Source organism: Micromonospora sp. CP22, from assembly GCF_009712475.1.
Lineage (GTDB): Bacteria > Actinomycetota > Actinomycetes > Mycobacteriales > Micromonosporaceae > Micromonospora.
In genome coordinates, this window is record NZ_VCJO01000006.1 from 98,069 (window position 1) to 118,397 (window position 20,329).

The 20,329-nt window shown below is 72.3% G+C and carries 24 protein-coding genes; 15 read left to right on the forward strand and 9 right to left on the reverse strand.

Annotated features, from left to right (window positions below; all coding sequences use genetic code 11):
- The first annotated feature begins 13 nt into the window (after positions 1–13).
- From FF096_RS13125 to FF096_RS13135, 3 genes are read left to right on the forward strand one after another with little or no spacing between them, the layout of a single operon-like run.
- Complete coding sequence (locus FF096_RS13125) at positions 14–718, forward strand: SDR family oxidoreductase (RefSeq protein ID WP_309223205.1); 705 nt, start codon at positions 14–16, stop codon at positions 716–718.
- The gene (locus tag FF096_RS13130; RefSeq protein ID WP_309223206.1) at positions 715–1,668 is read left to right on the forward strand and encodes a glycosyltransferase family 9 protein; all 954 of its coding nucleotides are present in this window, start codon (positions 715–717) and stop codon (positions 1,666–1,668) included. Before FF096_RS13125 ends, FF096_RS13130 begins: the two co-directional genes overlap by 4 nt.
- On the forward strand, positions 1,652–2,635 hold the full coding sequence (locus FF096_RS13135) for a DNA topoisomerase IB (RefSeq protein ID WP_309223207.1): 984 nt from the start codon (positions 1,652–1,654) through the stop codon (positions 2,633–2,635). The genes FF096_RS13130 and FF096_RS13135 overlap by 17 nt, the downstream gene beginning before the upstream one ends.
- A gap of 9 nt (positions 2,636–2,644) precedes the next feature.
- On the opposite strand, the gene FF096_RS13140 is transcribed toward FF096_RS13135, so the two are convergent.
- A complete protein-coding gene (locus FF096_RS13140) occupies positions 2,645–3,436 on the reverse strand; it encodes a TetR/AcrR family transcriptional regulator (protein WP_309223208.1) in 792 nt (263 codons plus the stop codon).
- Positions 3,437–3,530: 94 nt separating this feature from the next.
- Here FF096_RS13140 and FF096_RS13145 point away from each other — a divergent pair, with 94 nt between their 5' ends.
- Together FF096_RS13145 and FF096_RS13150 are read left to right on the forward strand one after the other, a co-directional pair.
- A complete protein-coding gene (locus FF096_RS13145) occupies positions 3,531–4,493 on the forward strand; it encodes an ATP-binding cassette domain-containing protein (RefSeq protein ID WP_155217882.1) in 963 nt (320 codons plus the stop codon).
- Positions 4,486–5,250 carry an ABC transporter permease gene (locus FF096_RS13150; RefSeq protein ID WP_309223209.1) on the forward strand — a complete coding sequence of 255 codons (765 nt, stop codon included), beginning with the start codon at positions 4,486–4,488 and terminating at the stop codon, positions 5,248–5,250. The genes FF096_RS13145 and FF096_RS13150 overlap by 8 nt, the downstream gene beginning before the upstream one ends.
- A 66-nt stretch (positions 5,251–5,316) precedes the next feature.
- Here the strand turns inward: FF096_RS13150 and FF096_RS13155 are convergent, their stop codons facing one another.
- From FF096_RS13155 to FF096_RS27085, 3 genes are all read right to left on the reverse strand, one after another.
- The gene (locus FF096_RS13155; RefSeq protein ID WP_309223279.1) at positions 5,317–5,820 is read right to left on the reverse strand and encodes a hypothetical protein; all 504 of its coding nucleotides are present in this window, start codon (positions 5,818–5,820) and stop codon (positions 5,317–5,319) included.
- Positions 5,821–5,945: 125 nt separating this feature from the next.
- Entirely contained in the window at positions 5,946–7,577 is a 1,632-nt protein-coding gene (locus tag FF096_RS13160) for an ATP-dependent DNA helicase RecQ (RefSeq protein WP_155217884.1), read from the reverse strand.
- A gap of 278 nt (positions 7,578–7,855) precedes the next feature.
- On the reverse strand, positions 7,856–7,978 hold the full coding sequence (locus FF096_RS27085; RefSeq protein ID WP_255456639.1) for a hypothetical protein: 123 nt from the start codon (positions 7,976–7,978) through the stop codon (positions 7,856–7,858).
- A 137-nt stretch (positions 7,979–8,115) separates the two neighbouring features.
- On the opposite strand from FF096_RS27085, the gene FF096_RS13165 reads away from it, so the two are divergent.
- Positions 8,116–9,636 (forward strand): glycoside hydrolase family 3 protein, encoded by a 1,521-nt coding sequence (locus FF096_RS13165; RefSeq protein ID WP_155217886.1) that lies wholly within the window; start codon positions 8,116–8,118, stop codon positions 9,634–9,636.
- Here FF096_RS13165 and FF096_RS13170 read toward each other — a convergent pair.
- Complete coding sequence (locus tag FF096_RS13170; protein ID WP_155218121.1) at positions 9,620–9,901, reverse strand: GNAT family N-acetyltransferase; 282 nt, start codon at positions 9,899–9,901, stop codon at positions 9,620–9,622. The genes FF096_RS13165 and FF096_RS13170 overlap by 17 nt on opposite strands.
- A gap of 72 nt (positions 9,902–9,973) precedes the next feature.
- Here FF096_RS13170 and FF096_RS13175 point away from each other — a divergent pair, with 72 nt between their 5' ends.
- From FF096_RS13175 to FF096_RS13205, 7 genes are all read left to right on the forward strand, one after another.
- Positions 9,974–10,330: a hypothetical protein gene (locus FF096_RS13175; protein ID WP_309223210.1), complete on the forward strand. Its 357-nt coding sequence runs from the start codon at positions 9,974–9,976 to the stop codon at positions 10,328–10,330.
- 56 nt (positions 10,331–10,386) lie between these two features.
- The gene (locus FF096_RS13180) at positions 10,387–11,208 is read left to right on the forward strand and encodes a DUF1206 domain-containing protein (RefSeq protein WP_155217888.1); all 822 of its coding nucleotides are present in this window, start codon (positions 10,387–10,389) and stop codon (positions 11,206–11,208) included.
- 137 nt (positions 11,209–11,345) lie between these two features.
- A complete protein-coding gene (locus tag FF096_RS13185; protein WP_309223211.1) occupies positions 11,346–12,560 on the forward strand; it encodes a mechanosensitive ion channel domain-containing protein in 1,215 nt (404 codons plus the stop codon).
- 147 nt (positions 12,561–12,707) lie between these two features.
- Positions 12,708–13,178 (forward strand): phage holin family protein, encoded by a 471-nt coding sequence (locus FF096_RS13190; protein ID WP_155217890.1) that lies wholly within the window; start codon positions 12,708–12,710, stop codon positions 13,176–13,178.
- Positions 13,175–13,489, forward strand: coding sequence for a DUF3618 domain-containing protein (locus FF096_RS13195; protein WP_155217892.1), 315 nt, complete (start codon positions 13,175–13,177; stop codon positions 13,487–13,489). The genes FF096_RS13190 and FF096_RS13195 overlap by 4 nt, the downstream gene beginning before the upstream one ends.
- Positions 13,486–13,758 (forward strand): DUF4235 domain-containing protein, encoded by a 273-nt coding sequence (locus FF096_RS13200; RefSeq protein ID WP_309223212.1) that lies wholly within the window; start codon positions 13,486–13,488, stop codon positions 13,756–13,758. The genes FF096_RS13195 and FF096_RS13200 overlap by 4 nt, the downstream gene beginning before the upstream one ends.
- A gap of 287 nt (positions 13,759–14,045) precedes the next feature.
- Positions 14,046–14,249, forward strand: a complete 204-nt coding sequence (locus tag FF096_RS13205; protein ID WP_011905669.1) for a cold-shock protein — start codon at positions 14,046–14,048, stop codon at positions 14,247–14,249.
- A gap of 96 nt (positions 14,250–14,345) precedes the next feature.
- On the opposite strand, the gene FF096_RS13210 is transcribed toward FF096_RS13205, so the two are convergent.
- Together FF096_RS13210 and FF096_RS13215 are read right to left on the reverse strand one after the other, a co-directional pair.
- Positions 14,346–14,540 carry a hypothetical protein gene (locus tag FF096_RS13210; RefSeq protein ID WP_155217894.1) on the reverse strand — a complete coding sequence of 65 codons (195 nt, stop codon included), beginning with the start codon at positions 14,538–14,540 and terminating at the stop codon, positions 14,346–14,348.
- Positions 14,541–14,623: 83 nt separating this feature from the next.
- Positions 14,624–15,607 carry an aldo/keto reductase gene (locus FF096_RS13215; RefSeq protein WP_155217895.1) on the reverse strand — a complete coding sequence of 328 codons (984 nt, stop codon included), beginning with the start codon at positions 15,605–15,607 and terminating at the stop codon, positions 14,624–14,626.
- A 312-nt stretch (positions 15,608–15,919) separates the two neighbouring features.
- On the opposite strand from FF096_RS13215, the gene FF096_RS13220 reads away from it, so the two are divergent.
- Positions 15,920–16,945, forward strand: a complete 1,026-nt coding sequence (locus FF096_RS13220; protein ID WP_309223213.1) for an adenosine deaminase — start codon at positions 15,920–15,922, stop codon at positions 16,943–16,945.
- A 244-nt stretch (positions 16,946–17,189) separates the two neighbouring features.
- Here the strand turns inward: FF096_RS13220 and FF096_RS13225 are convergent, their stop codons facing one another.
- Both FF096_RS13225 and FF096_RS13230 read right to left on the reverse strand, forming a co-directional pair.
- Positions 17,190–18,605 (reverse strand): HAMP domain-containing sensor histidine kinase, encoded by a 1,416-nt coding sequence (locus tag FF096_RS13225; RefSeq protein ID WP_155217897.1) that lies wholly within the window; start codon positions 18,603–18,605, stop codon positions 17,190–17,192.
- A 17-nt stretch (positions 18,606–18,622) separates the two neighbouring features.
- Positions 18,623–19,312 (reverse strand): response regulator transcription factor, encoded by a 690-nt coding sequence (locus tag FF096_RS13230; protein WP_309223214.1) that lies wholly within the window; start codon positions 19,310–19,312, stop codon positions 18,623–18,625.
- A 75-nt stretch (positions 19,313–19,387) separates the two neighbouring features.
- Between FF096_RS13230 and FF096_RS13235 the strand changes: the two genes are divergently transcribed.
- The gene (locus FF096_RS13235; protein WP_155217901.1) at positions 19,388–20,308 is read left to right on the forward strand and encodes an ADP-ribosylglycohydrolase family protein; all 921 of its coding nucleotides are present in this window, start codon (positions 19,388–19,390) and stop codon (positions 20,306–20,308) included.
- The last annotated feature ends 21 nt before the right edge of the window (positions 20,309–20,329 follow it).

The window sequence follows — 20,329 nt, forward strand, 5'->3', positions numbered from 1 at the left end:
CGGAGGTTTCCCGGTGAGTGCGAGGAGTGGGTCGGGTACCGGGCGGACGGTGCTGGTCACCGGGGGGTCCAGTGGACTGGGCGCGGCCGTGGTGGCGGCGGTGGCCGCCACCGGTGGTCGGCCCCTGGTGCTGGACCGGCAGGCGCCGGCGGACGGGGTGCCCTGGGTGGAGTGCGACCTGGCGGACACCCGTGGCGCGGAGGCCGCCACCCGCCAGCTGGCCGAGCAGGCGGGCGGGCTGGACGGCGTGGTCACCGCCGCCGGCATCGACGTGCCCGGTCGGCTCGCCGACGTGCCCGGCGAGACCTGGGACCGGATCGTCGCCGTCGACCTGCTGGCCACCGCCGCGGTGATCCGGGCCGCGTTGCCGTTCCTGACGGCCTCCCGGGGCACCGTCGTGACGGTGGCCTCCACGCTCGGTGTCAAGGCGGTCAGCGATGCGACGGCGTACTGCGCGGCGAAGTTCGGGGTGGTCGGGTTCACCCGGGCGCTCGCCGCCGAACTGGCCGGTTCGGTCGGTGTCACGCTGCTCGTCCCGGGTGGGATGCGGACGGCCTTCTTCGACGAGCGTGACGCGCAGTACCGGCCCGGTCCGGACGCGATCCTCAACGATCCGGCCGACACCGCTGCCGCGGTGATGTTCGCGCTGTCCCAGCCGGCCGGCTGCGCGATCCGCGAGATGGTGGTCTGCGCCGATCAGGAGACGTCGTACCCGTGATCCTGGCCTTGCGTGCCCTCGGCGTCGGTGACCTCGCCACTGCGGTCCCGGCGTTGCGGGCGTTGCGGGCGGCCTACCCGGACGAGCGGTTGGTGCTCGCCGCGCCGGCCTGGCTCGGTCCGCTCGTCGAGCTGGTCGGCGGGGTGGACGAGCTGCTGCCCACCGCCGACCTGACGCGGCTGGACCGCCCCGGTGGGCGGGTGACGGTGGCGGTGAATCTGCACGGCCAGGGGCCGCAGTCGCACCGGCTGTTGGCGGCGGTACGCCCCGGCCGACTGCTCGCGTTCGCCAACGCCGAGGCGGCGCACGTCGACGGGCCGCCGTGGCACGATGACGAGCACGAGGTGTCGCGCTGGTGCCGGCTGCTGCGCGGGTACGGGATCGTGGCCGATCCGGGCGACCTGGATCTGCGTCGGCCGGACGCAGCGGTGACGGCCAGCGGTGTCACGGTGCTGCATCCCGGCTCGAAGGAGCGGGCCAAGCGCTGGCCGGCGGACCGGTTCGCGGCTCTGGCCCGGGAGCTGACCGGGCGGGGACACCGGGTGGTGGTGACCGGCAGCGCGGCGGAGCGGGCGCTGGCGGCCGGTATCGCGTACCAGGCCGGGTTGCCCGCCGCCTCGGTGCTGGCCGGCCGGACGGACCTGGCCCGGCTCGCCGCGCTGATCGCCGGTGCGCGCCTGGTGGTCAGCGGGGACACCGGCGTGGCGCATCTGGCCACCGGTTACCGCACCCCGTCGGTGGTGTTGTTCGGTCCGGTCCCGCCCGCCCGGTGGGGGCCGCCGCCGGAACGTCGACGACACCGGGTGCTCTGGGCCGGTGCGCGGGCATGGCCGGACTGGGACGGGGTAGGTGACCATCCCACGATGGTCGCTCTCGGGGTGGACGAGGTGCTGGCCGCCGTCGACGACGTGGAGCGGGTGGTGCGGGGGGACCGTGCGGTTGCGGCGTAGCGATCCGAGTCGGCCCGGGTACCGGCGGCGTCGGCGCGGTAGCGGCTGGTCGTTCCTGGACCCGCGCGGCGAGCCGGTACGCGATCCCGACGAGTTGGCCCGCCTGCGGGCACTGGTCATCCCGCCGGCCTGGCAGGAGGTGTGGATCTCGCCGTATCCCAACGGGCACATCCAGGCCATCGGCGTCGACGCTGCCGGTCGCCGACAGTACCTCTACCACCCGGTGTGGCGGCAGCGGCAGGACGAGGCGAAGTTCGACCACGTGCTGGAGGTGGCGGGTCGGCTCCCGGTGTTGCGCGAGCGGGTCGGCCACGACCTGACGGTGCGGGGGCTGCGCCGGGAGCGGGTGCTGGCCACGGTGACCCGACTGCTGGACATGGGCGCCTTCCGGGTCGGCAGCGACCAGTACGCGGCGGGCGACGATCCCACGTTCGGGGTGGCGACCCTGCGCCCGGAGCACGCCCGGCTGCGCCGGGGCTGCGTGCTGTTCGAGTTTCCGGCCAAGGGCGGCATCGAGCAGGCACGGTTGATCACCGATCCGCAGTTGTGCCGGGTGCTGACCGACCTGCGGCGGCGTCGCCGGGCGGCTGACCGGTTGTTCGGCTACTGGGACGGGCGGCAGTGGCGCGACGTCCGGGCCGACGAGGTCAACGACTATCTCCGTGAGGCCAGCGGCGGTGAGATGACCGCGAAGGACTTCCGTACCTGGCATGCGACGGTACGGGCGGCGACGGAGCTGTCCGCGCTCGCCTCCGCCCGGTCGGCCACCGCCCGCCGTCGGGCGGTGGCGTCGGTGATGCGGCAGGTGGCGGAGCTGTTGGGTAACACGCCGACGGTGGCTCGGGCGTCGTATGTGGATCCGAGGGTGGTGGACCTGTTCCACGACGGTGTGGTCGCCCCGGTGCCCGAGGGGACCTCTGCGGAGCAGGCCGAACGGGCGGTGTTGACCCTGTTGACGCGGGGCTGACCGGGGGCGTCAATCGTCGGCGGACGTACCGTCACCGGCGGGGTCGGCCACCTCCTCGGCCCGTTTCTCGATCATCGCGGCCACGCCGTCGAGGATCCGGCCCAGCCCGAACCGCCACTCGAGGTCGATGTCGCCGTCGTCGTGATCGTCGCCCTCGGCCAGCAGTTCGTGGATCGCCGGGTAGGGGCCGGAGCCGGTGACCCTGGCGAGGTGATGCCAGTAACGCTGGCCGACCTGCTCGGGCGTCTGCCCGGTGCGGGCGGCGGCCTCGGCGATGTCGGCGGTGAGCGTGGCCCAGCTGCGGGCGTACCCGCTGACCAGCATGATCACGGAGATCCGTTCGTTGGCCCGTAGGTGGGTGCCGCGCAGCGCGGCGAGACCGTACTCCATCCACCGCACCTGGTTCGGGGTGATGGGTGGCCCGCTGATCGGCACGTGCCGCATCCAGGGTTGTCGGCGCAGCGCCGCGACGTTGCCCTCGCCCCATCGCGCCAGTGCCGGCCGCCACCCCTCGTCGGCGCCGCGCGGGGCCGGTGGCGGACCGAAGGCGGTGTCCACCATGAAGTCGAGCAGGTCCTGTTTGGTCGGCACGTACCGGTACAGCGACATGGTCGCCACGCCCAACTCGCCGGCCACCCGGCTCATCGACACCGCCGCCAGCCCTTCGGCCTGGGCGATCTGGATGCCGGCGGCGACGACCTGTTCGAGGCTGAGGCTGCGTTTCGGGCCACGGCTCGGGTGGTCGCGAAGGCCCCAGGCGAACGCCACGTTCTCGGGCAGCTCGACGTCGGGTTCGTCCACTCCACCTCCCACACCGGCGTTGACCGCCAGCATAACTTCTGCGTATTGTCTACGCATATAAGCGTATGGCATACACAGATTACGGGTTGTGGTAATGGTGCATGGGCCGCCAGCGGTCGAACTCGTCGACCTGCGCAAGTCCTTCGCAGACCTCGTCGTGCTCGACGGGCTGACCCTGCGGGTACCCACCGGCGGGGTGCACGCCCTGCTGGGTCAGAACGGGGCCGGCAAGACCACCACGGTGCGGATCCTGGCGACGCTGACCCGGCCGGATTCGGGTACCGCCCGGGTCGCCGGGCACGACGTGGTGCGTGAGCGACGACGGGTACGCCGCACGATCAGCCTCGCCGGACAACACGCGGCGCTCGACGACACGCAGACCGGCGTGGAGAACCTGACCATGCTGGCCCGGCTCGCCGGGTTACGGGCACCGGCGGCCCGGGCCCGCGCTGCGGCGCTACTGGACCGCTTCGACCTGGCCGACGCCGCCCGGCGGCGGGTGATGACGTACTCCGGCGGGATGCGCCGCCGCCTCGACCTGGCGGCCAGCCTGGTCGGCTCCCCGTCGGTGATCTTCCTGGACGAGCCCACCACCGGCCTGGACCCGCGCAGTCGGCAGGCGCTGTGGGAGGTGATCGGCGAGCTGGCCGACGCCGGGGTGACGGTGCTGCTCACCACGCAGTACCTGGAGGAGGCCGACCGCCTCGCCGACCAGATCATGGTGCTGCACGGCGGCGGACTCGTCGCCGAGGGGACGGCCACCGACCTCAAACGCCGCTTCGGTGCCCAGCGGTTGGAGCTGACCTGGCGCGACGCCGCCGCGCTCGCCGAGGCGGCGCGGCGGTTGGGCGACCGCGTCACCCACCGCGAGCCCGCCCGGCTGGCGTTGTCGGTGGCCACCGACGGCAGCGCCCCACAGGTCCGCAGCCTGCTCGACGAGGTCGACCCGTCCCGGGACGCAGTGGTCCGGTTCACCGTCCGGGAGGCCACCCTCGACGACGTCTTCTTCACCCTGACCGGGCGACCGAGCCCCGAGCGGGAGGTGGCCGGTGTCTGAGCTGACCCTGCGCCCGACGCACACCGCCGTGATGATCGGCAGGTGCCTGCGACTGTCCAGCCGCAACATCGACGCGCTGCTCACCTCGCTGCTGCTGCCGGTGATCCTGATGGTGCTCTTCGTCTATCTCTTCGGCGGGGCGATCGAGACCGGCTCGGCGTACGTGACCTACGTGGTGCCCGGTGTGCTGCTGCTCTGCGCCGGCTTCGGTGCCGCCGGTACGGCGGTCAGCGTCACCATGGACCTGACCAACGGCATGATCGAACGGTTGCGCACCATGGACGTGGGTGCCACCTCCATCCTCACCGGGCACGTGGTGGCGAGTGTGGCCCGCAACGCGGTGTCCACCGTGCTGGTGCTGGGGGTGGCCGTAGCCATCGGGTTCCGGCCGGCCGTCGTGCCGCTGCGCTGGCTGGCCGCTGCCGGGGTGCTGCTGCTGTTCCTGCTGGCGGTGTCCTGGCTGTCGGCGGCGTTCGGCCTGCTGGCCCGGACCCCGGAGGCCGCCAACGGCTACACCTTCCTGGTCATGTTCCTGCCCTATCCGAGCAGCGCCTTCGTGCCGGTCGAGACCATGCCCAGCTGGCTGCGTGGTTTCGCCGAGCACCAGCCGGTCACGCCGGTCATCGAGTCCCTGCGCGGGCTGTTGCTGGACACCCCGGTCGGTACCGCACCCACCCAGGCGGCGGCCTGGTGTGTCGGCCTGCTCGCCCTCGCCGTGCTGCTGTCCGGCGTGCTCTTCCGCCGTCGGCTCGCCTGACGCGCCCGCCCCGTTGCCGCGACGGTCGGTAGACCGTCACCGACAACGGGGCGGGCGGAGAGTCGCTCAGTCGTTGAGGACCTGGGCCAGCCGGTCGCGGAAGCGGCGCTCCGACGGACTGACCACGCTGCCGCCCAGGCCCAGCACGCCGCCGGTGCTGGCCGCGGTGACCACCTGATCGGCGATCTCCACCAGCCAGTGCCGGTACGCGCCCGCCTCGCCCTCGTCCACCTTGGCGGCCAGCAGGGCGGACGCCTCCTTGGCCCGGCCCAGCACGTCCTCGGCGTAGCCGCGCGGGTCTGCGGGCGCGATGAGCGGCAGCTCCTCACCGGCCTCCGGGTCACCGACCCGGCTGACGATCTCGCCGGCCACGGCGGCCACCAGCGGGCTGGCCGACTCCCGACCGCCGGAGATGGTCTCCAGGCCGGCGGCGCCCTCGGCCATCGTCGCCCGGGTGCCGTCGGACTCGGCGGCGCTCGCCGCGGTGAGCACCGACTGTGGCAGGCCGACCAACAGCCCCCACTCCTCGTCGGAGAAACCGAAACCGGTGTACGCCGGTTCTTCGATCACGACCCGCCCCTCCCGCTCGTCGTTCACGTCGTTGTCTGCTGCCGCCCACGCGGCCCGACCCGTCCCGTCGTCGGTGGCGAACCTCCAGTCGACGTGCCGTCCGGGGCGGCAGCGGCCGGCTCAGGTTAGTCCAGCGTCAACAACCCCTGTTCGGACACCACGCTGACCGACAGCGTCTTGTACCCGACCTCGTCGAACAGGACGGTCATCCGCCCTTCCTCGTAACTGAGCACCAGCCCGGAACCCCACTCGGCGTGCCGCACCTGGCTGTGTACGGGGAACGGGCCGACCGAGCCGTCGTCGGGCACGCTGGTGCCCGCGTGGCAGTTGTCGCAGTGCCCGCAGATCCCGGTCATCTGCTCGCCGAAGTAGGCCAGCAACGTCTGGCCCCGGCAGGCGGTGGTCTCGGCGAAGGCGCGCATCATGTCGGTACGCGACCGGGTCAGGCTCTGCTGCCGCTCCGCCTCGGTCACCGCTGCCGCCGCCGCGTCGACCGGTGTCGGGGCGTAGCGCGGCGCGCCGATCCGCTGTCCCGCGCGCTGCTGGGCGGCACCGATCTGCTCCAACAGGGCGAGGTACTGCCCGAGCTTGCGGGGGCCGAGCCCGGTCACCTCGCGCAGCTGCTTGCGGGTGGTGGGTTCCTGCCGCAGCACGGCGGCCAGATCGCGCAGCTCGGTGGCGTCGGGCAGGCCGCCGCTGAAGTAGCGCTGCAATCCGACGTCCTCGGCCTGCCACAGCAGCAGCACCCGGGCCGGCTGGCCGTCCCGGCCGGCCCGGCCGATCTCCTGGAAGTAACTGTCCGGCGAGTCGGGCAGTGCCATGTGCACCACCCAGGCGATGTTGGGTTTGTCGATGCCCATGCCGAAGGCCGAGGTCGCCACCATGATCGGCACCTGGTCGGCGAGGAACTCCTGGTGCAGCCGGGAGCGGGCGTTGGCCGCCATCCCACCGTGGTAGTACTGCGCGGGAAAACCGGAATCGGTCAGCCGGGCGGCCAGCTCCTCGGCGGCGCGGCGGGTGGGCACGTAGATGATGCCGGGCCGCTTGTCCTCGCGCAGCAGGGCGATCAGCCGCCGCCACCGGTAGTCCTCGGTGGGGCAGTGCGCCACCTCCAGGAACAGGTTAGGCCGGTCCAGGCCGGACACCACGATCTCGGGTTTGCGCAACCGCAGCCGGCTGACGACGTCGTCGCGTACCGGTGGGGAGGCGGTGGCGGTCAGCGCCACCACCGGTGGCCGGCCGATGCCCTCGATGAGCTGCCCGAGGGCGAGATAGTCCGGGCGGAAGTCGTGACCCCAGGCGGAGATGCAGTGCGCCTCGTCGATCGCCACCAACGCCGGCCGCAGGGCGCGGACCTCGGCCATCCGGTCGGGGTTGGCCAGCTGCTCCGGGGTGATGAAGAGGAACTCCGCCCGCCCGTCGCGGATCTCGGCGATCGCCTCGGCCTGCTGGGCCGCCGTCTCGTCGGAGCTGATCCGGACCGCGCGCAGCTCTGCTCGCTGCCGCTCGTTGAGCGCGGCGATCTGGTCCTGCTGGAGCGCCAGCAGCGGTGAGATCACCACGGTCGGGCCGGGGATCAGGCTGGCCGGGATCTGGTAGATCGCGGACTTGCCGGCGCCGGTGGGCAGCACCACCAGGGCGTCGCGGCGGCGCATCACGGCCCGCATCGCGGCCAACTGGTTGGGCCGCAGGGCGGTCCAACCGAACAGGCTGCGCGCGGCTCGGCGCAACGACATCGAGTGCGTGGTCAGCTTCATCGAAGGCCGCAGGTACCCGGGTGGCTCCGCGCCGAAACCCGAGTCGATCAACTCGCCGTCGACCGGAACCTTCGCCGCTCGGCGGCGTCCTCGGGCCGCTGCCGCTCCGTCACCCCGCTCGCTCGCGCCCCGATCTCCCGCCCGCCGGAACGCGGCGTCGCGATCATGGACAGTTGCCGTTAGCCGCTAACGGAAACCGTCCAAGATTTCCTTGGTGGGCGCTGCTGCGCGGGGGAGCGGCGTCGCGCGGTGGTTGGGCGTGGGTAGCTCCGGGCGGTTCAGCGACGGAACATCGCGCGGATGGCGAGGAGCAGGAACAGGCCGCCGACGACCAGGCCGAGCAGGCGTACGCCGGGGATGTCGGCCGCGCTCGTCGCGTCGGCCAGCAGGAGGGGGTCCATACCCGCACTGTCGCGGGACAGCGCCCCCAAGGCAACTGTAAGGTTTATTGACTATTGCGTGGCGCGGTGTGACCATGTCTGCACCGCCAGGTGGCGGGGGAGTCCACGGCGGAAAACTGCGGGGGGTACGGCGCCGAATGAGTGAGCGAGTCGAGCGCAACGGTCAGCTGGCGACTCTGGCGGCCACGGTCCTACAGCCCGGTTTCGTCGGCACCGTCCCGCCCGCCTGGATCCGCCGTTGGCTCGGCGACGGGCTCGGCTCGGTGGTGCTGTTCAGCCGCAACATCGTCGATCCCAACCAGGTGGCCGCGCTCACCGCCGCGCTGCGCGCGGAGCGTCCGGACGTGATCGTCGCCATCGACGAGGAGGCCGGTGACGTCACCCGGGTCGAATCCGGGCGGGGCAGCTCCCGTCCGGGCAACCTGGCACTCGGCGCGGTCGACGACCCGGCCCTCACCGAGGAGGTGGCCCGCGACCTCGGCGAGGAACTCGCCGCCGTCGGGATCACCCTGAACTACGCGCCGGACGTCGACGTCAACTCCAATCCGGACAACCCGGTGATCGGCGTCCGGTCGTTCGGTGCCGACGCACCCCTGGTCGCCCGGCACACCACCGCCTGGGTACGCGGCCTCCAGGCCGGTGGTGTCGCCGCCTGCGCGAAGCACTTTCCGGGCCACGGTGACACCCGCGTCGACTCCCACCACGCCCTGCCCCGCATCGACGCCGACCGGGCCCGGTTGCACGCCGTCGAGCTGGCCCCGTTCCGGGCCGCCGTGGCGGCGGGCGTCCAGGCGGTGATGACCGGACACCTGCTGGTGCCGGCCCTGGACCCGGATCTGCCGGCGACCCTGAGCGACCGGATCCTGGGCGGCCTGCTGCGCGAGGAGCTGGGCTTCGAAGGGGTCGTGGTGACCGACGCGGTGGAGATGCGCGCGGTGTCGGGCCGCTACGGTCTGGCCGGTGCGGCGGTACGTGCCCTCGCCGCCGGGGCCGACGCGATCTGCGTCGGCGGCGAGCACGCCGACGAGGAGACCGCCCGTCATCTGCGTGACGCCATCGTCGACGCGGTCGTCGCCGGTGAACTGCCGGAGGAGCGGTTGGCCGAGGCGGCCAAGCGGGTCGGGCAGCTCGCGGCCTGGACGGTGGCGGCCCGTGCCACCGGCACGCGGACCGTCCGGGCCGGTGCCGGTTCGACGATCGGGCTGGCGGCGGCCCGGCTCGCCGTCCGGGTCACCACCGCCGACCCCACCGCCGACCGGGTGCCGTTGGTCGCCCCGGCGCACGTGGTGGAGTTCCAGCCGCCACACAACATCGCGATCGGGTCGGAAACCCCGTGGGGGGTGGCGGCGCCGCTGGCCGCCCTCGTGCCGGGCACCACCAGCGTCCGGTACGCCGAGAATTCAGTGCCGGTCGACCCGGCCGCCGGTGCCGTCGGCCGACCGCTGGTGTTGGTGGTGCGGGACCTGCACCGGCACGCCTGGATGCGGGACGCGGTCGACCGGGCGCTCGCCGTCCGCCCCGACGCGGTGGTCGTCGAGCTCGGGGTACCCGCGCTGGTCACCGGGGCGGTGCACATCGCCACCCACGGCGCCACCCGGGCCGCCGGTCGGGCCGCCGCCGAGCTGCTCGCCGGCGGGCCGGTCAGTCCGAGCTGGTGAGCAGGTCGGCGTACTCCGGGTGGCGTTCGATGAAGGCGGCCATGAACGGGCAGCGCGGCACCACCCGCTGGCCCCGTTCGCGGACCTGGTCGAGGGTGCTGCGCATCAGCGCCGCGCCGACCCCCATGTTCTGGAACGTCGAGTCCACCTCGGTGTGGGTGAAGATCAGCACCCCGTCCCGGGGCAGGTACGCGGTGAAGCCCGCGAACGCGTTGTCGACCAGGATCTCGAAGCGGTGTTTGGCGGGATTGTCCTCAACCAGCATGCTCACCCCTGCATTGTCCACCGACCTGCGGCCGGGCCGGTCGGTTCGCCAGGGTCTCGTACGCTGAACGCCGTGACGAATCGACTCCTCGCCCGTAACACCTCCGGCCGCGTGGCCGGGCTGCTGACCGGTCTCGCGCTCAGCGCGGCGCTGCTGACCGGTTGCAGCTCGGAAGGGGCCAGCACCAACTGCGGGCTGGACGCCTGCACAGTGACCTTCGACCGGGGCGTGGACGCCCGAGCCAGCATCCTCGGGGTCGAGGCCCGACTCGTCGAGGCGCAGGACGACGTGGTCACCATCGAGGTCGGCGGGGAGCAGCTGTCACTCACCGTCGGTCAGCAGGCGGCTGACGTCGGTGGGCTCGCGGTCACCCTGGACAGCGTCACCGATTCCGAGGTGAAGGTCCGCATCGCGCGTAACGGCGCCTGACGCGAGCCGAGCGACCGGCACGTTTGGAAAACCTCGCGTTCGGAGATTGAGGCGCCATGTCTCTTACCCGGAACGCCGAAGCCACCGCTGCCCGTACGGCCGACAGCCGGTGGCTGGAACTCCTCGCCCGGGCCGGTTTCATCGGCTACGGGATCGTGCACCTGCTGTTCGGCTGGCTGGCGCTGCAAATCGCGTTCGGCAACTCGTCCGACGACGGCGACCAGTCCGGCGCGCTGCGTACCCTCGCCGCGCAACCCATGGGCAAGTTCGTGGTCATCGCCATCGCCGTGGGCATGGTCGCCATGGCGATCTGGCAGGCCCTCGAGGCGGCGGTCGGGCACCGCACCGAGCGGGGCAACGACCGGGCCAAGGAACGGGTCGTCTCCGCCGCCCGGGCCGTCATCTACCTCTGGCTGGCCTGGACCGCCTGGAAGGTCTTCTCGAACGCCAACTCCGACAGCGCCTCCCAGCAGGAGGAGCTCACCGCCCGGATGATGGAGTCCACCGGTGGCCGGTGGCTGATCGGTCTCGCCGGCCTGGCGCTCATCGGTGTCGGCGTCGGGATGGCCATCTACGGGGCCAAGAAGAAGTTCATGAAGCGGCTGAAGACCGGCGAGATGAACGCCAAGACCACCCAGCTCGCCCGGCGGCTCGGCATGGCCGGCTACCTCTCCCGGGGCAGCGCGTTCGCGGTCACCGGTCTGCTGGTCGTGCTCGCCGCGGTGAACTACGACCCGGAGAAGGCACGGGGCCTGGACGCCGCCCTGCGCACGCTGCGGGACCAGCCGTTCGGCACCTTCCTGCTCATCCTCGTCGCGCTCGGCATCGCCGCCTTCGGCGCGTACTGCTTCGTCCAGTCCCGCTACCGCAAGGTATGACCTTCTCCTCCGCAGGCCCCCCGACGGTGGCCGGCGACGGCGATCCGAGGCACGATAGCCCCTTTGCCGGATCTTGATCGCCTGTAAGCCGGACACCGTCGGGGGTCGCCCGTCGGGTCGGAAGGAGAAACACACACGTGCACAGCTACCTCGTGACGGTCGTCGCCGCGCTCGCCGGGGCGGCGATCGCCCTTGCCGTGGTGGAGGTGGCGCATCGCCTCACCCGCCGGTGGGGTCGCCGATCGCTACTGCTGACCGAGTTGGCCGAGCACTCGCACCGAGCGTTCCAGGTCGCCACCACCGTTCTCGCGGTGCAGTTCGCCGTCCGCTTCAGCACCGGGTACGCGGTCGGCACCGCCTGGCGTCAGGCGTTGCTGCATCTGCTGCTCCTCGCCGTCATCGCGGCCGTGGCCTGGCTGGTCGCCTCGCTGCTGGTGGTGGTGGAGGACACCGCGCTGGCCCGGTTCCGGGTGGACGTGCCGGACAACCGGCACGCCCGGCGGGTGCGCACCCAGGTGGTGATGCTGCGTCGGGTGACGATCGTGGTGATCGTCGTGCTGACCCTCGGCGTGATGCTGATGACCTTCCCCGCCGTGCGGGGCATCGGCGCCGGTGTGCTGACCAGTGCCGGTCTGGTCGGTGTCGTCGCCGCCCTGGCCGCGCAGAGCCTGCTGGGCAACGTCTTCGCCGGTCTGCAACTCGCCTTCAGCGACGCGGTGCGCCTGGACGACGTGGTGGTGGTCGAGGGGGAGTGGGGTCGGATCGAGGAGCTGACGCTCAGCTACGTGGTGGTCCAGATCTGGGACGACCGGCGGCTGATCCTGCCCACCTCCTACTTCACCAGCACACCGTTCCAGAACTGGACCCGTACCGAGGCGGCGGTCCTGGGCACCGCCGAGTTCGAGGTCGACTGGTCGGTCCCGGTGCAGGCCATGCGGGAGGAGTTGCGCCGCATGGTGGAGAGCACCGAGCTGTGGGACGGCCGGGTCTGCGTCCTGCAGGTCACCGACGCCACCGGCGGCATGATCAAGATTCGGGCGCTGGTGAGCGCCGCCAACGCGGGCGCGCTGTGGGACCTGCGGTGCCGGGTGCGGGAGCACCTGGTCGCGTGGATCCGCGACCACCGACCCACCGCGATGCCCCGGCTGCGTACCGAGGTCGGCGATGCCGGAGGCGACCTGCCGTGGCAGTGGGTGCGGCCCCGACCCTCGACGCGCCGCCGCACCGAGGCCGAGGTCCCCGACGACGCCCGGCTCTTCGGCGGCAGCGACGACGGCGAGGCCCGCAACGAAGCCTTCGTCGGCCCCGACGAGACCGGCGACCTTCGGGAGCCCGCCGAACCTCGCCGCTGAGCATCTCGTTATCCACTCGGATGTGGAGGTTTGGCGCGCCGTTTGGCGGGGACGTGCTGCCCGACACTTCTGCCCCCTTTTTCGGGAACAGGATTGACGAGCGGCGACTCCGGGCATACAGCGCGGTGATGACGAGAGGGGGACAGCATGGCTGACGTGGCGAACGCCCACACGTCCCACAACGGGCGTACACCCCACATTGGGCGTACCTCCCACAACGGGACCGAGCCGTCCACCGCCGAACTGGTCCAGCGGGCGACGGAGCAGGTCTCGCGCCTGGTCCGGGACGAACTCGCGCTGGCCCGCGCCGAGCTGACCGAGAAGGGCAAACAGGCCGGCATCGGCGTCGGTCTGTTCGCCGGGGGCGGCGCGCTCGCCTTCTTCGGTCTGGGAGCCCTGGTGACCGCCGCGATCCTCCTGCTGGCCCTGGTGCTGCCGGCCTGGGCGGCCGCCCTGATCGTGGCGGTGGCCCTGTTCCTGGTCGCCGGGGTGTTCGCGCTGATCGGCAAGCGCCGGGTCAGTCGCGCGGTCCCACCGGTGCCCGAGGCGACCGTGCGCAGCCTGCGGGCCGACGTCGACGTGGTCAGCGCTGCGGTGAAGGACAGGGGACGGGCATGACAGGCAACGGTACGGGCGACACCGAGGCGCTGCGGGAGGAGATCCGGCGCACCCGGGTGGAACTGGGCGAGACGATGGAGGCGCTGGCCGCCAAGGCGGACGTGAAGAAGCGGCTGCTCTCCTCGGCGGACCAGGCCCGGGAACGGGTACGCGAGCAGGCCGCGTTGACAGTCGCCCGGGTGCGCGCCCAGGCTGGTCTCGACCTTCAGCAGGGACGGACCCGGCAGGGCCCGACGCCGTTCATCGCACTCGCGGCCGGCGCGCTCGCCGCCGCCGTGGTGTTGATGATCATTAGAGGGAGGCGTGGGTGAGCAAGGGAATCGGCAAGGTCGCCTACAGACCGGTGGGCGTGCTGATGGGTTTCGCCGCCGGTGCGATCGCGGGCGCGGTCTTCCGCCAGGTGTGGAAGATGACCGCCGGTGACGGTGAGGCGCCCAACCCGACCGACGAGGACCGCCGGTGGGGCGAGATCCTCGCGGCAGCCGCCTTGCAGGGCGCCATCTTCTCCGTCGTACGCGCTGCGGTGGACCGGGGTGGCGCGGTCGGTGTACGCCGGTTGACCGGTCGTTGGCCGGACTGAAGTGCGCTGGCAAGGCCCTCTCACCAGGTCTCGGTGAGGGGGCCTTTTGCCTTATTCAGCGCCGCCGCGCGACCGATCTGACGCATCCGTCAGGTCACATGTCGGAGAATTTCGTCCGGTAGGCTGTGCAGAGTTTTTGCGTACGTGGTTTGCTGTTCCACGCTGTTGAGAGATGGCGTGGGTTGAGAGAAGTCTCCTTCACCGGGGGCCGCCTCAGGCACCGCTGCTCGAAAACGGCCAACCGGCCGCACGGTGTGCTCGGCCGCCAGTTTTAGAAGGAGATACACATGGCGCAGGGAACCGTGAAGTGGTTCAACGCTGACAAGGGCTTCGGCTTCATCACCGTCGACGGCGGGGGTGCTGACGTGTTCGTCCACTTCTCGGCCATCCAGACCAGCGGCTACCGCACGCTGGAGGAGAACCAGCGGGTGGAGTTCGAAATCGCCCAGGGCCAGAAGGGTCCGCAGGCCGAGCAGGTCCGCCCCCTCTGAGGCACCGGTCGGCGACCGCCGGCCAGTGGCGAGGCAGTCCCCGAATCAGTGCGAAGCCCCGCGTCCCGACGGACGCGGGGCTTTCCGCATCATGCGTCAACGACGGTTGCGGGCGCGTACGCCGAGCCAGAGCAACACCAATCCGACCAGCACCAGCAGCGGTCCGATGACCGCCCAGACACGCTGGTCGGTCATCACGCTGCCCTCGACGTAGCCGAGGCCCTGCACCGTCCAGACCGCGCCCACGACGACGGCCAGCAGGCCGAGGGTGAGCCGGAACCAGCCGCTCATCGCGGTCTCCCTCTGTTGTGGCCCGCCGCCGGGCGTGCCGCCGTCAGGTCCGCCGTCTGGCCCGCCACCGGCGGGGCCGCCGCTCACCATCGGTGGTGTACCTGGGGGCGGATCAGGTCGTCGTAGACCGCCGCCACCTCGGCGAGTTCCTGGGTGGACAGTGGTGGTTGACCGGCCACGGCGGCGTTGTCGCGGGCCTGGGCCGCGTCGCGGGCACCGGGGATGACGACCGTGACGCCCGGCTGGTCGAGCACCCAGCGCAACGCGAACTGGGCCATCGTGCGCTCCTCGCCCACCAGCGGGGCGATCCGCCGTACGGCGGCCAGACCGGTGCCGAAGTCCACGCCGGAGAAGGTCTCGCCGACGTCGAACGCCGCACCGTGCCGGTTGTAGGTGCGGTGGTCGTCCGCGGCGAAGGTGGTGTGCTCGTCGTACCGGCCGGAGAGCAGCCCACTGGCCAGCGGGACGCGGGCGATGATGCCGACCCCGGCGGCCGAGGCGGCCGGCAACACCCGTTCGAGCGGCTTGTGGCGCAACGCGTTGAGGATGATCTGCACACTGGTCACCCCGGGCCGGGCGATCGCGGCCAGCGCCTCGTCGCAGGTCTCGACGCTGACGCCGTACGCGGCGATCCGCTTCTCGGCCACCAGGGTGTCGAGGGCGTCGTAGACCTCGTCGGTGGTGAAGACGGCCGTCGGCGGGCAGTGCAGCTGCACCAGGTCCAACGTGTCCACGCCGAGGTTCGCCCGGGACCGGTCGGTCCACCGGCGGAAGTTGTCCAGGGTGTACGCCTCGGGTGTCTGCGCCACCCGCCGGCCCATCTTGGTCGCCACGGTCAGCCGGGCGTCGGGGTGGGCCGCCAGGAACCGCCCGATCAGCTGTTCGCTGCGCCCGTCGCCGTATACGTCGGCGGTGTCGAGGAAGGTGACCCCGGCGTCGACCGCGGCGGCGAGCACCGCCATCGCGTCGTCCTCGGTCACCGTGCCCCAGTCGGCGCCAAGCTGCCAGGCGCCGAGCCCGACCACGCCGATCCGGCGGTCCATGCGGGGGAACGTGCGTTGCTCCATACGGTGAGCCTAGTGACCCCGCTCGCCGTGACCGGGAGCCGGGCCGCCCGCGACGGGACCGGCCGACCGCGCCGGGGCGCTGGTCACCGCCGCCCGCCCGGGGCGGCCTGGAAGACTACGGGTGTGCACCTGCCGCGCGACGCGGACCGACTTACGTGGGGCCGACCGCATCAGGCCGCGACCGGGCACCACCGGCCCGTCCGCTCCGGTGTCACGTCGCACCGAGGCGTACCCGATGCGTCACGGCCAGGCGCACGCCCCGTTCCGGCGGGTAATCCTCGTCGTCCATACCGGTTTCACCCAGGAGAACTCGTGACCGACCTGCGTTCCTTCATCGCCGGACTTCCGAAGGTGGAGCTGCACGTTCACCACGTCGGCTCCGCCTCACCCGACACCGTGGCCAAGCTGGCCGCCCGGCACGAGGGGCGCAGCCCCGTCCCGGCAGACCCGCAGCTGCTGGCCGAGTACTTCGTCTTCCGCGACTTCGCCCACTTCATCGAGCTGTACCTGAGCGTCGTGGACCTGATCCGAGACCCGGACGACGTCTGGATCCTCACCCACGAGGTGGCCCGGGAGCTGGCCCGCCAGCAGGTCCGCTACGCCGAGTTGACGGTGACGCCCTACTCGCACGTGCGACGCGGCATCCCGGCACCCGCGTTCTGCGAGGCGATCGAGGACGCCCGCAAGCGGGCCGCCGCCGACTTCGGCATCGAGCTGCGCTGGTGCTTCGACATTCCCGGCGAGGCGGGCCTGCCGGCGGCCGAGGAGACGCTGCGGATCGCGCTCGACCAGCGACCCGACGGGCTGATCAGCTTCGGCCTCGGTGGCCCGGAGCTCGGTGTACCGAGGCCACAGTTCAAGCCGTACTTCGATCAGGCCCGCGCGGCCGGGCTCCACTCGGTGCCGCATGCCGGGGAGACCACCGGCCCGCAGACGATCTGGGACGCGCTGCGCGAGCTGGGTGCCGAACGTATCGGCCACGGCATCTCCGCCGCGCAGGACCCGGAACTGCTCGCCCATCTGGCGGAGCGCCGGATTCCGCTGGAGGTCTGCCCGACGTCGAACGTGCGTACCCGGGCGGTCGCCCACATCGACGAGCACCCGCTGCGCCGGTTGGTCGACGCCGGGGTGCTGGTGACCATCAACTCCGACGACCCGCCCATGTTCGGCACCACCCTGGACGACGAGTACGCGGTCGCCGCGCGCCTGCTCGACGTCGGTGAGGAGGGGGTGGCCGCGCTGGCCCGCAACGCGGTCTCCGTGTCCTTCCTCGACGAGCCCGGCAAGCAGCGGATCCTCGGGGAGATCGACACCTATCTCGCCGGTCGGCGCGGCTGACGCCGTCGGCACCGCTCAGGTGGCGCGCGGCGGGAGGAGGTGTGGGGGGACCGTGACTCCCGCCGCGCGCACAGCTCCACCAGCCGCGTGCGCTGGAAGCGACAGGCTGGTGGAACTGCTGGGTTCGCTGAGATCCTGACAGCCAGACCGGTCGGCGAGAACGGGGTTAATTCGGATCTAAGGAAGACTTGCGCCGTCGCACAGCCCGGAGCCACGATCGCGCCACGGGCCGTGACGAACGCACTCAGCCGTCCGTCGGCCGTTGCCGGGGCCAGCGGCGTCCGCTCTTCTGCTCCCGCCCCTCCCGAGCCATCCGGCCCACCAGACCGAATCGGCTGACCTGGCGCGGTGTCGCCTCCGGGTCGGCCAGCAACATCACCACACTGGCACCGCCCAACCGTGCCCGGTCGATGCTGACCGATCCGTTGGCCTGCAACGCCACCCGCTTGGCGATGTCCAACCCGAGCCCGGTGGAGCCCTGGTCGCTGGCACCGCGCCGCAGCGCCCGGTCCGGGTTGGCGATGCCGGGGCCGGCGTCGTCGATCCGGATGGCCACGTACCCGTCGCGGCGTGACACCGCCACCTCGAACGCGGTGCCCTGCGGGGTGTAGCGGAACACGTTGCCGATCACCGCGTCCAGGGCGGCGGCCAGCTCCGCGCGGGGTACCGGCGCGGGAATGCGCAACTGGGCACCGCAGACCCGGTGCGGGCGGTTCTGGTCACCGGCGAGGGCCGCCCAGAACACCATCCGGTCCCGTACGACCTCGCTGACGTCGCACATCGCCGGAGCGGTCTCGGTCGTCGTCACCGCCTTGCGGGTGGTCTTGATCAGCACGTCGATCTCGCCCTCCAGGGTGACGATCGCCTGCCGGATGCGCCGGATGCCGCGCCGGTAGTCCAGCTCGGCCTGGCTGAACGAACCCACGCTGGTGTCGTCGGACTCCAACGCCTCGGCGTCGAGGCGCAGCACGGTCAGCGGGGTACGCAGCCGGTGGGACAGGTCCGCGACCAGCTCCCGCTCCTCGGTGCGCGCCGCGACCAGCCGCTCCGCCATCCGGTTGAACGCGTGACCGGCCTCGGCCAGCTCGCGCGGGCCGTGCGGCTCGACGCGTACGCCCAGGTCACCGTCGCCGATCGCGAGGGCCGCCTTCACCAGGCCCCGGCTGGCGTCCGCCGCTCGGGCGGCGACGCGGTCCACCACCAGCATCGCGGCGCCCACCAGCGCGACGGCCACCCCGCCCAGCAGCAGCCACCGACCACCGCGACCGGCGTCGAGCACGGCGTCCGGGACGAAGACCTCCACCACGGCGGTCTGCTCGCCCAACACCACGGGATCCAGCCGCAGCACCCCGCCGTCGACGTCGACGACCTGCGAGCGGCCCTGCTCGCGGGCCTGGTCCAGCTGCGCCGCATCGGCCCGTCCGGCGGAGGCGTCCACGTCCAGCCCGTGCACCACCGGCCGGGTGGCCGGGTCGTCTCCGCTGGCCTCGATCGCCCGGGTCACCGTCTCCGCGTCGGTGCTGATCGCGAGCGCCCCGGTCACCAGCGCGCTGCGCCGCGCCGCGTCGGCGATCGCCTCCTCGCGGGCCTGCCCGCTGAGGGTCAGCCCGAGCGGCACGAGGAAGGCCAGTGCCAGCAGGGTGCCCACGCCGGCCGTCAACAGGGCCAGCGTCCTCCTCAGTCCGGCGCCACCAGCCGGAAGCCCACCCCCCGCACGGTGCGCAGGTAGCGCGGCTTCGCCGCGGACTCGCCCATTTTGCGCCGTAGCCAGTACAGGTGAACGTCGATGGTCTGATCCTCGCCGACCGACGGCTGCCGCCATACCTCCTCCAAGAGCTCCCGCCGGGACACTACCCGGCCGGGGCGGGCGGCGAGATACGCCAGCAGGTCGAATTCCTTGCGTGTCAGGGCCAGTGCCTCACCGTCGAGGTGGGCGCTGCGTTCGCCGACGTCAACCCGCAACCCGCCCACGGTGTGCACGGCGGGTTGGCTGGCCCGACTGGCCCGACCCGCCCGGCGCAGCACGGTGGTGATCCGGGCGTCCAGGTGCGCGCCGGTGAACGGCTTGATCATGTAGTCGTCCGCGCCGGCCCGCAGCAGCTTGACCACGGACTGCTCGTCGTCGCGGGCGGTGGCGATGATGATCGGCACGTCGGTGATGCCGCGCAGCATCCGCAGGGCGTCCGAGCCGTCCAGGTCAGGCAGCCCGAGGTCGAGCACGACCAGGTCCGGCGTCTCCGCGGCGACCCGGCGCAGCGCGTCCAGGGCGGTACCCACCGCGTGGACGGCATGACCCCGGTCGGTGAGGGACCGGAGCATCGCGCCGCGTACGACATGGTCGTCTTCGACCAGGAGGACGGTGGCCACCCAAGCACGGTACTCGGGACGGCAAGCGCGGCGACATTGCGGCCCGCCCCCGGAACCGGTCAAGCTGATGCGACCATGACGTTCACCCTCTATCCGGACACCCGCCTGGCCCTGGCCCGGGACAGTCTCACCGGCCTGTCGGTCGGCGACGCCCTCGGCTCACAGTTCTTCGTCCCCGGTCGGCGAGTCGCCGATCTCGCCGCCGACCGACTTCCACCCCCGCCGTGGCAGTGGACCGACGACACCGAGATGGCCTGCTCGGTGCTGGCCCGGCTGGCCGAGACGGGGCGCATCGACCGCGACGACCTGGCGTTGGACTTCGCCGAGCGCTGCGAGCCCTACCGTGGCTACGGTCCCGGCGCGGTACGCATCCTGCGCCTGATCCGCACCGGCACCCCGTGGCCGGTGGCCGCCGCCTCCGCGTTCGACGGGCAGGGCTCCTGCGGCAACGGCGCGGCGATGCGGGTCGCCCCGTTAGGCGCGTACTTCGCCGACTCGACCAGCCGAGCGGCGGCTCAGGCTCAGGCGTCGGCCGAGGTGACCCACGCCCACCCGGAGGGGATCGCCGGTGCCGTGGCGGTGGCGGTGGCGGCGGCCGGTGCCGCTCGGGCGCGTCTGGACGGCGATCGACCCGACCCGGGCCGCCTGCTCGCCGGTGTCGCCGCCGCCGTGGACCCGTCGACCGAGGTGCACCGGAGCGTACGCCGGGCGGCGGGGTTGCTCGGCCGAGGGCTGCCGGAGGTGGTGGACGCGCTCGGCAACGGCTCCCGCGTCACCGCACAGGACACCGTCGGGTTCACCTGCTGGGTCGCCGCCACCCACCTGGACGACTACCCGGCCGCAATCCGCGCCTGCGTCGAGGCGGGCGGCGACGTGGACACCACCGCCGCCATCGCCGGTGGGATCGTCGCCGCCTACACCGGGGTCGGCACCGCAGGCGGGGTGCCCACCGCCTGGCGGGCCGCCCGGGAGCCGCTACCCGACTGGGTCGACTGAGCCGGGCACGCCACGCCCGCC

What these genes read in the sequence shown, in the direction of transcription:
- FF096_RS13215 (WP_155217895.1), bottom strand. Translation starts at nt 15,607, where the DNA reads ATGGAGCAACGCACGTTCCCCCGCATGGACCGCCGGATCGGCGTGGTC.
- FF096_RS13235 (WP_155217901.1), top strand. Translation starts at nt 19,388, where the DNA reads ATGACGTTCACCCTCTATCCGGACACCCGCCTGGCCCTGGCCCGGGAC.
- FF096_RS13210 (WP_155217894.1), bottom strand. Translation starts at nt 14,540, where the DNA reads ATGAGCGGCTGGTTCCGGCTCACCCTCGGCCTGCTGGCCGTCGTCGTG.
- FF096_RS13195 (WP_155217892.1), top strand. Translation starts at nt 13,175, where the DNA reads ATGACAGGCAACGGTACGGGCGACACCGAGGCGCTGCGGGAGGAGATC.
- FF096_RS13145 (WP_155217882.1), top strand. Translation starts at nt 3,531, where the DNA reads ATGGTGCATGGGCCGCCAGCGGTCGAACTCGTCGACCTGCGCAAGTCC.
- FF096_RS27085 (WP_255456639.1), bottom strand. Translation starts at nt 7,978, where the DNA reads ATGGACCCCCTCCTGCTGGCCGACGCGACGAGCGCGGCCGACATCCCC.
- FF096_RS13190 (WP_155217890.1), top strand. Translation starts at nt 12,708, where the DNA reads ATGGCTGACGTGGCGAACGCCCACACGTCCCACAACGGGCGTACACCC.
- FF096_RS13205 (WP_011905669.1), top strand. Translation starts at nt 14,046, where the DNA reads ATGGCGCAGGGAACCGTGAAGTGGTTCAACGCTGACAAGGGCTTCGGC.
- FF096_RS13180 (WP_155217888.1), top strand. Translation starts at nt 10,387, where the DNA reads ATGTCTCTTACCCGGAACGCCGAAGCCACCGCTGCCCGTACGGCCGAC.
- FF096_RS13160 (WP_155217884.1), bottom strand. Translation starts at nt 7,577, where the DNA reads ATGAAGCTGACCACGCACTCGATGTCGTTGCGCCGAGCCGCGCGCAGC.
- FF096_RS13170 (WP_155218121.1), bottom strand. Translation starts at nt 9,901, where the DNA reads ATGCTGGTTGAGGACAATCCCGCCAAACACCGCTTCGAGATCCTGGTC.
- FF096_RS13165 (WP_155217886.1), top strand. Translation starts at nt 8,116, where the DNA reads ATGAGTGAGCGAGTCGAGCGCAACGGTCAGCTGGCGACTCTGGCGGCC.